We start from the raw sequence: 13,297 nt of genomic DNA, 5'->3' as shown, positions 1-13,297 counted from the left end.
CGATCTAAGAACCTGCACGGGTCGCCTGCGAAAAATAGCAAAAAAAGGAGAGTCCGGACGGCGCCGAACTCCCCCAATCGAACTATCTACAGCAACTCTTTCCCGTCGTTATCGACGAGAGTGAGAGCGATGCTTACATTTCATCGTCGTCGTCATCGTCATCGAGATCGTCGTTATCGTCCTCGTCGAAGTCGCCGCCGATTAACTCCTCATCGTCGTCGAAGGAGCCAAACTCCTCGTCCTCATCTTTCGAGGCGCGCGATCGCCGCTTGGAAGACTGAGACGACTCTTGTTCGCCATCGTCATCCCCCATCGCCTCAAACATGCCATTGGTACTGTAAGAGCGAGCCGTGCGATCGTCGAGAACGATATCTTGTAAATCGTCCTCCTCATCCAACACGCTCTCCGACATTGCCAAACCGACATCGAGATCCGACGCTTGCAACTCCTCGTAAGCATTGAAGCCCGTCCCCGCCGGAATCAAGCGACCGATAATCACGTTTTCTTTCAAACCGCGCAGCCAATCGGACTTGCCCTCGATCGCCGCCTCGGTCAACACCCGGGTCGTCTCCTGGAAACTCGCCGCCGAAATGAAACTGTCCGTATTCAGCGACGCCTTCGTAATCCCGAGCAACATCGGCGTATATTCCGCCGGAGCGCCCCCGGTAATCGACATTGCCTCGTTGACCTGTTCCACCTGGCGCAGCTCCACCAACTCACCCGGCAGCATCGTCGTATCGCCGCCGTCGTCGATGCGAACCTTATTCGTCATCTGACGCACGATCACCTCGATATGCTTGTCCGAAATATCGATCCCTTGGGATTGATACACCGACTGCACCTCGTTGACCAAGAACGTCTGCACCTTGGCGAAACTTTCCAACGCCGCCTCGTAAACCCCCAAGCGTTCCTGATTGACCTTGAAATGGATCTCCAGAATCTCGTGAGGATTCGCCGGACCGTCCGTCAGCGCTTGCGCTGCCTCCACTTGTTCCCCATCGGACACCAGAGCATTCTGCCCCGGGCCGATCGGATAGTCCTCGACATTGCCATCCGGCTCCACGACCTTGATTTCGACGCTCTCGTCGTCGTTGTAAATCACCTGAGCCGTCCCGGCGCCCTTCGCTAAAATACACGCTTCCTTGGGCTTGCGCGCTTCGAGCAATTCCTCGATCCGGGGCAAACCTTGAATGATATCCCCGGTCTTGGCGCGCTCGAACACCAAAATCACCAAATTATCGCCCCGTTGCACCAACGAGCCATCTTCCACGTGCAGGACCGCCCCCGGCGAAACCCGGTAAGGCCGTCCGGTTCGCAAAGTCACTTCGTATCCGTTGCCTTCCGGCGACGGCGCGATCGCCATCACCTGACCCGACTCTTCCAGGACTTCTCCCGGCGCCACTTCCACCCCGGAGACCAAAAAATCTCGCGGCTGACAACTCGGTTCTCCCGTCGTCGTCACCTTGACCAAATCCGCCTCGCGCACTACCAGCACCCGCCGGATCGCCTCGCCACCCTCGCGGATGCCTTGCACTTCCCCAGCTTCCTTGCACTGAATTTCCGTGCGCGCGACCACGGCCCCGGGGGCGATTTCGTCGCCGTCACTCACCAGCAAGCGCGTCGCCGTACTGCCCTGAGTCGGATCCGCCGCCACGTCGCGCCGAATCACCAGCGATTCGAGAATCACCAACTGCAAGCGCATCAACTCCGGATCTTCCGGATCCGGCACCAATTCGATATCCGCCGCCAACTGCGGCGCTTCCTTCTCAATTTCGAGAATCAACTGGGTGCGTAACAACTCCAAGCCTTCCACGGACTTGACCCGTTCCCCATCCTTATAGGGAATCCGTTGCACCGCGCGCAGGCGAATGATGCCGTTGTCGTTGGCTTCCCCGATCGAATCCTGAGACGGAATCGCAGGCTCGTCCGGTACCGCAAACTCGATCGCCGGACGCAGCAGAATCGCCGGACCTTCGGGCGTCTCCACGTGTTCCACATAGCGCAACTCGTCCACGGTCAGCCCCGGGACCACTTCCTGGCCCGGATAAGCCAACTGACCCGACTCCACTGCCACCTCGTCGGGGTCGTCCACCATGTGCAGTTCCCCGGGCTTGATCGTAATCTCGCGCAAAATATCGTTCTTTTGGGTGACTTCGACCACCCCGGAACTGCTGCACTTGATATCTTTGACCACCTCGGTCGCGGCTTCGACGTACTGGCCGTCTTCTACCTGCAACAGGGAAATATCTTTATTGACCTCGTGGCATTCTTCCGGTACCCAGAGCAAGGTCCCGCCTTTGACGACTTCGTAGCCTTGCTTCGCCTTGCCGCGCTTCTGAACTTCTACCCCGCCGTATTTGAGGATGCCCCCGGTTTGGGTGCGGTAGCGTTCGTCGATCAACTCGGCGACCACTTGATGGTTGAGGACTTTCGTCCCCGGGGTCGCTTTCAGGGAGAACAACTGATTGCCCGCCGTTTCGATAATGTAACGGTCGTGACCTCCCATGGATTCCGATCGCACGATCGCGCGATCGAGCAGGACCGACGCCGTAATAATTTCGACCTCGCGCGGGCCGTCGGTCTTCTGGTCCGGCGCCAAGCGCACGACGCCGCCATTTTCGGTCACGAGCTTCGTTTCCGCCAGCACGCTCCCGGCTTCGACGCGATCGCCATTCTTGACCACGGGTTCGGCCCCGGGCAGCAAGTTATACACTTCACCGGAGAGAATCCAAATCAAGCCGCCGCGTTGGGCGATCCGTGTCGTATTCCCCTGGCGGTCTTTTTTCTCTTCCGGTACCAGGTCGGCGAACAATGCTTCTCCGGCCAAATCCGCATCCACGTCCATGGTCGCCTTCTCCGTCGTCTTGCGCGAAGAACGGCCCGCCGCGAGGACCTCGGCGACGATCTTAGTGGCGGCGATCGCCCCGCCATCGGCCACGAACACCGTCGAACCTTGGGTCAGACTGAAACTTTCACTGCGACCCTGACCGTCCACCACGCTCAACTGCGCGTTGGGGCTTTCCACCACGAACGCATCCTGACCGTGGCGCGTGCGGAACGGTCGCACCCGCATCGACGCTTCGTAACGCACGGTACCGTCGAACGGCGCCACCACCGTTCGCGCCACCTCCCCGGTGAACACGCCCCCGGTGTGGAACGTCCGCATCGTCAATTGGGTCCCTGGTTCCCCGATCGACTGTGCCGCGATGATGCCGACCGCCTCGCCCATATCGACTAAATGAGCGTGGGCCAAGCTCCACCCGTAGCAATGCTGGCACACCGATCGCGTCGCCTCGCAAGTCAGGGGCGATCGCACGAACACTTCCTCGACTCCCGCCGCTTCGATCGCCCGCGCCAGCTCGTCGGAAATCGGTTGGTTGCGAACTGCATAAATCCGTCTCGGTTCCTTATCCCGGCTCGTAAACTGAATGCTACTGACGGGTTCTCCGGTCTTCGGATCGATGACATCGCGCGCCAGGGCTCGTCCCAGCAGGCGATCGCGCAGTGGAATCAACACGCGATCGCCGTCGGTCATCGCCCGCAACGGAATCCCCCGCATCGTCGAGCAATCGATCTCGCGCACGATCACGTCCTGAGACACGTCCACCAAGCGCCGGGTCAGGTAACCCGAGTCCGCCGTCCGCAGCGCCGTATCGACCAAGCCCTTGCGCGCCCCGTAGGACGAAATAATATACTCCGTTACCGTCAGCCCCTCCCGGAAGTTGGTTTTGATCGGCAAGCCGATAATCTGTCCTTGCGGGTCCGCCATCAAGCCCCGCATTCCCACCAACTGCCGCACTTGGGAGATATTCCCCCGCGCCCCGCTAAACGCCATCATGTATACACTATTGAGGGGGTCGGAGGATTTAAAGTGCCTCACAACTTCGTCTTTGAGGTTCTCACTCGTCGAGTTCCACGTATCGATCACTTTTTGGAACCGCTCGACTTCCGTAATCTCCCCTCGGGTATAGCGCGTCTCGGTTTCGTAAATCTCCCGTTCGGCTTCGTCGAGGAGTTCCCGTTTGCTCGGGGGAATCATCAAATCGTCAACGCTAATCGACACTCCGGCTTTCGTCGCATAACGAAACCCCAAGTCTTTCAAACGGTCTGCCACTTCCGCCGTCCGGGCCGTCCCGAAGTTGGTAAACGACCAATAAATCAAATTCTTGAGTTGTCCTTTGTTGACCACTCGATTGCGGAAAATCATCGATTTTTTTTCAGCCATCTTTTAAAGCTTCCCTCGCTTTGCAAACTCCTCGATCGCTCCAGCCATCCCGACCGCTTGGCGATCGGGCGGCGCCTTGGCAAAAACACGGGCGGCGTTTCCCATCTCAAACCGCCAGCGCTTCCTGAATCGTCTTGTTAAAAATAATCCGTCCCGGCGTCGTGTAAACGTAGAGCGATAACACGTTTCCGTCCGCATCCTCGCGAACCCGACTGTACGGGTACGTCTTGCTGACGGTTCCATCGGCTAAAGTCTCGACTTTCGGTTTTCCTTCCAACGCCTCCTCTTCGACGTCCCACTCTTCGGGGTCGAGGCGCACCCACACGTAAGCGTGTAAATCCACTTCTTGTTGTTCGTAAGCAACGATCGCGTCGTCGAGATTGGCAAAATGACGCCCGGCCCCTTTTTGTTGGTGCGGGTTTTCTGCGGTTAAATAGTAACAACCCAACACCATATCCTGGGACGGCGTCACGATCGGACGCCCCGTCGCCGGAGACATGATATTGTTCGACGCCAGCATCAACAAGCGCGCTTCCGCTTGCGCTTCTAAGGATAACGGGACGTGAACCGCCATTTGGTCGCCGTCGAAGTCGGCGTTAAAGGCGGGACAGACCAACGGGTGCAGTTGAATGGCGCGCCCTTCTACCAAAATCGGCTCGAAGGCTTGAATTCCCAAGCGGTGCAACGTCGGCGCCCGGTTGAGCATCACCGGGTGTCCTTCGATCACTTCTTCGAGAACGTCCCAAATGCTCGGATCGTTACGCTGAATCAGTTTCTTCGCCGCTTTGATGTTGTTAACCAGTCCGGCGCGAATCAAACGGTGAATCACGAACGGTTGGAACAACTCGATCGCCATTTCCCGAGGCAGTCCGCATTGGTGGATCTTCAGTTTCGGCCCGACCACGATCACGGAACGACCGGAATAATCGACCCGCTTCCCGAGCAAGTTCTGACGGAAGCGCCCTTGTTTCCCTTCGATAATGTCGGACAGGGATTTGAGCGGTCGGTTGTTGGCGCCGACCACGGTGCGACCCCGGCGCCCGTTGTCGATCAGGGCGTCTACCGCTTCTTGCAACATCCGTTTTTCGTTGCGGATGATAATCTCCGGCGCCAGAATCTCTTGCAATCTCGCCAGACGGTTGTTGCGGTTGATCACCCGGCGATACAAGTCGTTGAGGTCGGAGGTGGCAAACCGTCCGCCGTCGAGCTGTACCATCGGGCGCAAATCCGGCGGAATCACGGGAATGTAGGATAACACCATCCATTCGGCTTGGGATCCGGTGGCGACGAAGTTATCGATCACCCGCAGCCGTTTGATCAGTTTGGCCCGCTTTTGTCCTTTGGAGTTGGCGATCTCTTCGCGCAGGCTTTCGGCTTCCGACTCTAAATTGATATCTTGGAGCAGGCGTTGCAGGGCTTCGGCCCCGATCCCGACTTCGACCCCGGTGAGTTCGGTGTCTTCGCTATACAGTCGATCCTCGATTTCCATCCAGGCGTCTTCGGTGAGCAGTTGTTTGTACTGCAAATTCTCCGCATTGCCCGGATTGAGAACCACATAGGCATTGAAGTAAACAATTTGCTCGACATCGCGCAAGGGCATGTCCAGCAAGATCGACATGTAACTGGGAATCCCTTTGAGATACCACACGTGAGCCACCGGAGCGGCTAACTTAATATAGCCCATCCGGTGACGGCGCACTCGCGATTCGGTCACTTCGACGCCGCAGCGCTCGCACACGATCCCCCGGTGGCGGACGCGCTTGTATTTACCGCAATGACATTCCCAATCTTTGGCCGGACCGAAAATCCGCTCGCAAAACAGCCCGTCCATTTCCGGTTTGAGGGTGCGGTAGTTGATCGTTTCGGGTTTGGTGACTTCCCCGACCACTTGCCCGTTTGGTAGCGTTCTTTCCCCCCATACACGAATCCGATCCGGAGATGCCAGACCAATTTTGACATAATCAAAACGCTGTTCGAGCTTTGGCATTGTTTCCCTCTGAAATAAGCGTGACGTTCTTGCTAATTACACTCTCGGGCTGCGCTCCACAGACGGCAGCCTCCTGTTTCCAAGCGGCTTGGCGAAGGTGCGATCGCCCACAACTCCAAGTCAACGCAATCCTTGAAAAAGCTCGATCGAGCCTCACTGTCCCTTGAAGCCGGATATTGCGTCGCCTCCCCGAGGGGGGAGGGTTCCCCAGCGAGTTCCCTCCGGGTCGGGGTCTGGCTCAATTATTCGTCTTCTTCCAATGCCTCCTTGGATACGGATTCGTAAGTCGGACGCGAAGGGGTGCGGCGGCTGTTGACATCGGCCATCAAATCCACTTCCACATCCTGAGAGGTGCCGTCATCTTTGGTTTCTACTTTGTGAACCGCAATATCCAAACACAGGGATTGCAGTTCGCGCATCAACACCTTGAACGATTCGGGAGTTCCCGGACGCGGAATCGCCTTGCCTTTGACGATCGCATTTAACGCCTCGTTGCGTCCTTGCATGTCGTCGGACTTGACCGTGAGCAACTCTTGCAACGTATACGCCGCGCCGAAAGCTTCGAGGGCCCACACCTCCATTTCTCCGAAACGCTGTCCCCCTTGTTGAGCTTTCCCACCCAAGGGTTGCTGGGTCACCAGGGAGTACGGTCCGGTGGAACGAGCGTGGATCTTGTCGTCTACCAAGTGAACCAGCTTGAGCATGTACGCCTTACCGACGGTCACCGGGCGATCGAACGGTTCTCCGGTTCGTCCGTCGTAGACCATCGTCTTACCGGGATGCTCTTCGTTGAAAATCCAATCTTTATGCAACTTCTCGCGGGCTTCGCCGAGCTTGGCGTGAACTGACTCCCGCGATTTCTGGGGACCGTGCATTTCGTCGAACGGCACCACTTTAAACCGCGAGTTCAAACATTCCCCGGCCCAGCCGAGCAAGCATTCAAAAATCTGGCCGACGTTCATCCGCGACGGTACCCCCAACGGATTCAAGACGATATCCACCGGGCGACCGTCGGGCAGGTAGGGCATATCTTCTACGGGTAAAATCCGGGAAATAATTCCTTTATTCCCGTGGCGACCCGCCATTTTATCCCCGACTTGGATCTTGCGTTTCTGGGCGACGTAGACGCGAACGACCATATTCGCTCCCGGAGGCAGTTCGTCCCCTTGTTCCCGGGTGAACACGCGCACGTCTACCACCCGACCTTTTTCGCCGTTGGGGACGCGCAGGGAGTTGTCGCGCACGTCGCGCGCTTTTTCGCCGAAAATGGCGCGCAGCAGTTTTTCTTCCGGGGGTTGGTCGGATTCGCCTTTGGGGGTGACTTTACCGACGAGAATATCTCCGGCTTCCACCCAAGCCCCGATCCGAATAATCCCGTTTTCGTCTAACTGACGCAGGGCGTCTTCGCCGACGTTGGGGATTTCTCGGGTAATTTCTTCCGGGCCTAATTTGGTCTGGCGCGCTTCGATTTCGTATTTTTCGATGTGAATCGAGGTATAGACGTCGTCGTAGACCAATCGCTCGCTAATGAGGATGGCGTCTTCGTAGTTGTAGCCTTCCCAAGGCATGTACGCTACTAAGATGTTTTGTCCGAGGGCGAGTTCGCCGCCTTCGGTGGCGGACCCGTCGGCGAGGACTTGACCGACTTCTACTTCGTCGCCTTCAAAGACTAAGGGGCGCTGGTTTAAGCAGGTGTCTTGGTTGGAGCGCTGGTATTTTTGCAGGGCATATTCCATTTCCAACCCGGTATCGTCGCGCCGGACGCGAATTTTGGTGGCATCGCAAAAGGTGACGGTGCCGTTGGTGCGCGCGACGACGACCATGCCGCTATCCCGGGCGGCTTGGGCTTCTAAGCCCGTTCCGACGAGGGGACGTTCCGGTTTCAACAGGGGAACGGCCTGACGTTGCATGTTGGATCCCATCAGGGCCCGGTTGGCGTCGTCGTGTTCCAGGAAGGGAATTAAGGAAGTGGCGACGGAGATGATTTGGACCGGGGAGACCGCCACGTAGTCGACTTGGTCGGGACTGGTGGTGGTGAAGTCCTGGCGGTAGCGCACGGGTACGGTGTCGCCGAGGATGTAGCCGTCGGCGTCCATGGGGATGTCTCCGGGGGCGACGCGCAGGTCGTCTTCTTCGTCGGCGGTCATGAAGATGGGGGGGCGATCGCGCAAAACGCGCCCGTCTTCTACGGGATAGTACGGGGTTTCGATAAAGCCGTAGGCATTGACTTTGGCGTGGGTCGCCAGGGAGCCGATCAAGCCCGCGTTGGGACCTTCTGGGGTTTCGATGGGGCAGATCCGCCCGTAGTGGGAGGGGTGAATGTCACGCACGGCAAATCCAGCCCGTTCTCGGGTCAGACCCCCCGGACCGAGGGCGCTCAAGCGGCGCTTGTGGGTCAATTCGGCGAGGGGGTTGGTCTGGTCCATGAACTGGGAGAGTTGGGAGGAGCCGAAGAATTCTTTAATCGCCGCGACCAGGGGTTTGGGGTTGACTAAGGAGGCAGGGGTTAAGGAGTCGGCGTCGGAAACGGTCATGCGCTCGCGGATGATCCGCTCTAGGCGGTTCAAACCGACGCGCACTTGGTTTTGCAGCAGTTCGCCGACGGAGCGCACCCGACGGTTGCCGAGGTGGTCGATGTCGTCGGTGGAACCGATGTCAAATTTGAGGTTGATCAGGTAGTCGATCGCCGTCAAAATGTCTTGAGGGGTCAGGACTCGGGTGGTTTCGGGGACGTTCAAGCGCAGTTTGCGGTTGAGTTTGTAGCGTCCGACCCGCCCTAAGTCGTAGCGTTTGGGGTCGAAGAAGCGCGATTCGAGCAACTGGGAGCCTCCGGAAACCGTGGGCGGTTCGCCGGGTCGCAGTTTTTTGTACAGCTCCATGAGGGCTTCTTCTTCGGTGAATTGCCCTTCTTTTTCGATGGTTTTTTGGAAGTATTCGGGGTGGCGCAGGGCGTCGAAAATTTCGTTGTCGGTCAGACCGAGGGCTTTGAGTAGAATTTGGGTGGAGAGTTTGCGGGTTTTGTCGATCCGGACCCAGACGAGATCGTTTTTGTCGGTTTCAAATTTGAGCCACGCACCTCGGTTGGGGATTAAGGAAGCGTTGTAGGTCCGGCGGCCATTTTTATCGGTGTCGGATTTGTAGTAGACTCCTGGCGATCGCACGATTTGGTTGACGATGACTCGTTCGGCGCCGTTGATGATGAAGGTGCCGCGTTCGGTCATCAAGGGCAAGTCGCCGATGAAGACTTCTTGTTCTTTGATTTCTCCGGTTTCTTTGTTGATCAGCCGCGTGGGGACGTACATCTGCACGGCGTAGGTGCTGTCGCGCCGTTTGGCTTCGTCTACGTCGTATTTCGGGCGTTTGAGTTTGTAATCTTTACCAATAAAATGGAGTTCTAATTTTCCGGTGTAATCGGTAATCGGCGAGAAACTATCGAGTTCTTCGATCAGTCCTTCTTCGAGAAACCAACGAAAGCTCGATCGCTGGATTTCTACGAGGTCGGGCAGGGTAAACGTGGGTGCGCTGCTGATTGTTGGGTTGTTCATGACTAGGAGTCTCTTTCACCGATACGCTTCAATGGAGGCAAGGGCTGCGAACGTCGCTCGACTCGGATCCGATCGCGCCGCGTGCGGGGGAATGCAGGGATTCACACGTTAGGGGCGTCGATCTTCAGTCCGGTCGAGGCTCAAATGACCCGAGGGGCGATCGCCCTTCGGGGAAATAGGGGGGTGGCGGTTGACGGATGAATCCCAATGGCATAGGAGTGAAGGTCACAAGGCGCGCTGATAAACCCGCCACTATACTACAATCTTTACGTTTTGTCTACCTTTCGGTTAGGGACTCGCCGCCGGGGCGGGAGTGCCTTCGCCGTCGGGTAAGGATAAACGGAACAGCCGAACGGCATTTTGGGTGGTTTGGCGGGCGAGTTCGTCGAGGTCAACCCCTCTCAATTGGGCGATCGCCTCGGCGACGTAGCGCACGAAGGCGGGTTCGTTGCGCTTGCCCCGACGGGGAACGGGTGCTAAAAAGGGACAGTCGGTTTCGACGAGCAGGCGATCGCCGGGAACTCGCCGCGCCGATTCCTGGATGTCGTCGGCCTTTTTGAAGGTGACGATTCCACTAAAACTAATGTAAAATCCCAAATCTAAAAACCACTGGGTTTCCTCCGGAGTGCCGCTCCAACAGTGCATGACTCCCGCGATCGGGCCTTGTTTTTCAGTAAACTGTCGCAACAGTTCGGCCAGTTCCGCAGCCGCCTCCCGACAGTGAATGATGACGGGTTTGTCTAACCCCCGGGCAATTTTGAGTTGGGCTTCAAAAACTTCTTTTTGCTGTTGTTGGTTTGCCGCTTTATAAAAATCCAGGCCCATTTCGCCAATGGCGACTACGCGCGGATCGCGGCGGGCTAAGGTTTCGATCTGCCGAGCCGTATCGCTTCGCCATTGATGGGCTTCTAAAGGATGCAAACCGACGGCGAAGGAAAGTTCTTCAAACTGATTGGCTAAGGCTTGGATGCTGTCAAACTCTTCGGGAGTGACGCACGAATGAACGAGCCGGACTACTCCGGCCTCTTGCCACCGTTGTCGAACTGCTTCTAAATCGGACTGGAACCGCTCGAAATTGATATGTACGTGGGTATCTACCAATTGCATGGGGCAAGGTGGCTGGCTGTTCGGGGATGGATGAAATCTGGTCTCCAGGATTCATTGTAGCGCTTTCGACGGCGGAAAACGGACGGCCACACGAAAACGACCTACGAGATCGGGAGGCTGAAGGCTTCAATGTCCGCGAAGCGGATAACCTGATACCCGATAAGGCCGTAGGTTGAATGGAAGTGTTGAGGAAGTGGCGATCGCGCAGATCGCGAACTGAACTCAACTCGAACCTCCCGATCTAGGGGAATTGGACGCGGCGCGATCGGCACGACTGTCCTGGAACGCGGGGGCGGGAACTCCAGTGGTCGCCACCACCGAGTTGCCCGCGACTTCTGAACGAAGAGGGCATCGGCCTTCGGCAACGGCGATCGCCAAAGGCTGCCGGGATTCAGGAGGCCGCCGAAAAGGGTTCCACGTGAGCTTTGAACGCTTTGGCCAATCGCGCTTTCTTGCGCGAGCCATTGTTCTTGTGGTAGGCGCCCCGCTTGACGGCCTTGTCAATCTTGCTGTAAGCCGCACTCATGCGACGGTCGATTTCTTGGCGGAGTTCGTCAGACGGATTCTGAGAATACTCCTCTATCGACACGAAAACCTTTTTCATCAAGGTTTTGACGGCGGATTTATAGGACTTGTTGCGCAAGCGGTTGCGCTCGTTGATCTTGATGCGCTTGATTGCTGACTTGATATTCGCCACGATCGATGCTCGAAGAAATGCCTTAAGAAACAAACATACAAAATACTGGATATACTACTATAACATCTTCGCTGCCAAGACAACGGTGGAAACCAAAAATCCACGTTAAGCTAGATCGAGAGGGGTTCGGGTCAGCCTGGCATCGGCAGTGGCGGTTGATGTCGCCCAGACCCGTTCTCTGACGGGCATAACTTCTGATTCATTCCTAACTCCATGCTGCGAATCATTACAGAGCGGACTGAGGCACGAGCCGAACTGCGACGGATCTGCGATCGCACCCACGACGAGCGCGTGGTTCACAAAGAGGCCACCGTGCGAGAAGTCATCCAAGCGGTTCAGCGCCAAGGTGACCGGGCATTGCTGCACTATACCAGTGAATTCGACGGGCAGACGCTCAAGCCGGAAGAACTGCGGGTGAGTGGGTCCGAACTCGATGCCGCCTACCAACAGGTATCGAAAGAATTACTCGATGCGATTCGCTTGGCCAAAGTCCAAGTAGAAGCCTTTCACCGACAGCGCGTTCCCAAGTCTTGGGTTCAGTTTGGGGAAAACGAAGTGGTTCTCGGCAAGCGCTACACCCCGGTCGATCGCGCCGGACTGTACGTTCCTGGAGGGCGCGCGGCTTATCCGAGTACGGTATTGATGAATGCAATTCCGGCTAAAGTAGCCGGAGTGCCGCGCATTGTCATGTGTACGCCCCCCGGTCCGGACAAAACCCTCAATCCGGCGGTGTTGGTGGCGGCGCAAGAAGCGGGGGTCACCGAAATTTATCGCGTCGGCGGCGCCCAGGCGATCGCCGCCTTGGCTTACGGCACGCCAACGATTCCCAACGTCCACGTCATTACCGGACCGGGTAACATTTACGTGACCTTGGCCAAAAAACTCGTCTACGGAACCGTCGGGATCGATTCCCTCGCCGGACCGTCGGAAGTGCTAGTCATTGCCGACTCCCAAGCCAATCCGGTTCACGTCGCCGCCGACTTACTCGCCCAAGCCGAACACGATCCACTCGCCGCCGCCATTTTAATCACCCCGGACGGCAACTTGGCGAAGCAAGTAGTCGCCGAAGTGGAGAACCAATTAGCCGAACATCCGCGCCGAACCCTGACGGAAAAGGCGATCGCTCATTACGGCGTGGCGATTGTGGTCGAATCCCTAGAGGTGGCCGCCGAACTGTCCAACGAGTTCGCACCGGAACACCTCGAACTCGAAATCGCCGAACCGTGGGACTTACTGCCTCAAATCCGTCATGCGGGGGCAATTTTCCTGGGCAATTCCACCCCGGAAGCGGTGGGGGATTACCTCGCCGGACCCAATCATACCTTACCCACCTCCGGGGCGGCTCGCTATGCCTCGGCCCTGAGTGTGGAAGTATTTATGAAGCATTCGAGCTTGATTCAATATTCGCCGAAAGCCTTGCAAAAAGTGGCCGGGGCGATCGAAGTACTGGCCCAAGCTGAAGGACTGCCCTCTCATGCCGAATCGGTGCGCTTGCGCCGGGAAAACCTGTAAAAACCCCCGGCGATCGCCTCGCGGCTCACCTCAATTGCTGACGTCTTCTAGCGCCTTTCCTGGAAGCAGACGTCAGCAAATTCGATTCTTCGCCGGGGCGATCGCCGTCAGCGTTACGAGCTCCAACGCTCCACCGACTCGCCTCGCCAACCCCTCGCCCTATAATCCCGACAGGAATGCCGCTAAACTATCCTGTGGGGTAATTTTTTTGAGAAATCCGGGCA

6 protein-coding genes are annotated in these 13,297 nt (G+C 57.2%); 1 reads left to right on the top strand and 5 read right to left on the bottom strand.

Features of this window, described 5'->3' with window-relative positions; all coding sequences use genetic code 11:
- Window positions 1-133: 133 nt before the first annotated feature.
- The 5 genes from HCG48_RS20220 to rpsT all read right to left on the bottom strand — a co-directional run bounded on the left by HCG48_RS20220 (window position 134) and on the right by rpsT (window position 11,561).
- Complete coding sequence (locus HCG48_RS20220; protein WP_168570778.1) at window positions 134-4,225, bottom strand: DNA-directed RNA polymerase subunit beta'; 4,092 nt, start codon at window positions 4,223-4,225, stop codon at window positions 134-136.
- A 106-nt stretch (window positions 4,226-4,331) separates the two neighbouring features.
- On the bottom strand, window positions 4,332-6,212 hold the full coding sequence (locus HCG48_RS20215) for a DNA-directed RNA polymerase subunit gamma (protein ID WP_168570777.1): 1,881 nt from the start codon (window positions 6,210-6,212) through the stop codon (window positions 4,332-4,334).
- A 242-nt stretch (window positions 6,213-6,454) separates the two neighbouring features.
- Window positions 6,455-9,757: a DNA-directed RNA polymerase subunit beta gene (gene rpoB / locus HCG48_RS20210; protein WP_168570776.1), complete on the bottom strand. Its 3,303-nt coding sequence runs from the start codon at window positions 9,755-9,757 to the stop codon at window positions 6,455-6,457.
- Window positions 9,758-10,045: 288 nt separating this feature from the next.
- Window positions 10,046-10,864, bottom strand: a complete 819-nt coding sequence (locus HCG48_RS20205) for a TatD family hydrolase (RefSeq protein WP_168570775.1) — start codon at window positions 10,862-10,864, stop codon at window positions 10,046-10,048.
- Between the two features lie 391 nt (window positions 10,865-11,255).
- On the bottom strand, window positions 11,256-11,561 hold the full coding sequence (rpsT, locus tag HCG48_RS20200; RefSeq protein WP_168570774.1) for a 30S ribosomal protein S20: 306 nt from the start codon (window positions 11,559-11,561) through the stop codon (window positions 11,256-11,258).
- 213 nt (window positions 11,562-11,774) lie between these two features.
- Here rpsT and hisD point away from each other — a divergent pair, with 213 nt between their 5' ends.
- Window positions 11,775-13,073, top strand: coding sequence for a histidinol dehydrogenase (gene hisD / locus HCG48_RS20195; RefSeq protein WP_168570773.1), 1,299 nt, complete (start codon window positions 11,775-11,777; stop codon window positions 13,071-13,073).
- Window positions 13,074-13,297 lie beyond the last annotated feature (224 nt).

Origin of the sequence: Oxynema aestuarii AP17 (assembly GCF_012295525.1) — a bacterium.
Taxonomy (GTDB): Bacteria; Cyanobacteriota; Cyanobacteriia; order Cyanobacteriales; family Laspinemataceae; genus Oxynema; species Oxynema aestuarii.
This window is presented reverse-complemented; position numbering and strand designations above follow the sequence as displayed.

Coding starts and splice junctions, on each gene's coding strand:
- rpoB (WP_168570776.1), bottom strand. CDS start 9,757: ATGAACAACCCAACAATCAGCAGCGCACCCACGTTTACCCTGCCCGAC.
- hisD (WP_168570773.1), top strand. CDS start 11,775: ATGCTGCGAATCATTACAGAGCGGACTGAGGCACGAGCCGAACTGCGA.
- HCG48_RS20215 (WP_168570777.1), bottom strand. CDS start 6,212: ATGCCAAAGCTCGAACAGCGTTTTGATTATGTCAAAATTGGTCTGGCA.
- HCG48_RS20220 (WP_168570778.1), bottom strand. CDS start 4,225: ATGGCTGAAAAAAAATCGATGATTTTCCGCAATCGAGTGGTCAACAAA.
- HCG48_RS20205 (WP_168570775.1), bottom strand. CDS start 10,864: ATGCAATTGGTAGATACCCACGTACATATCAATTTCGAGCGGTTCCAG.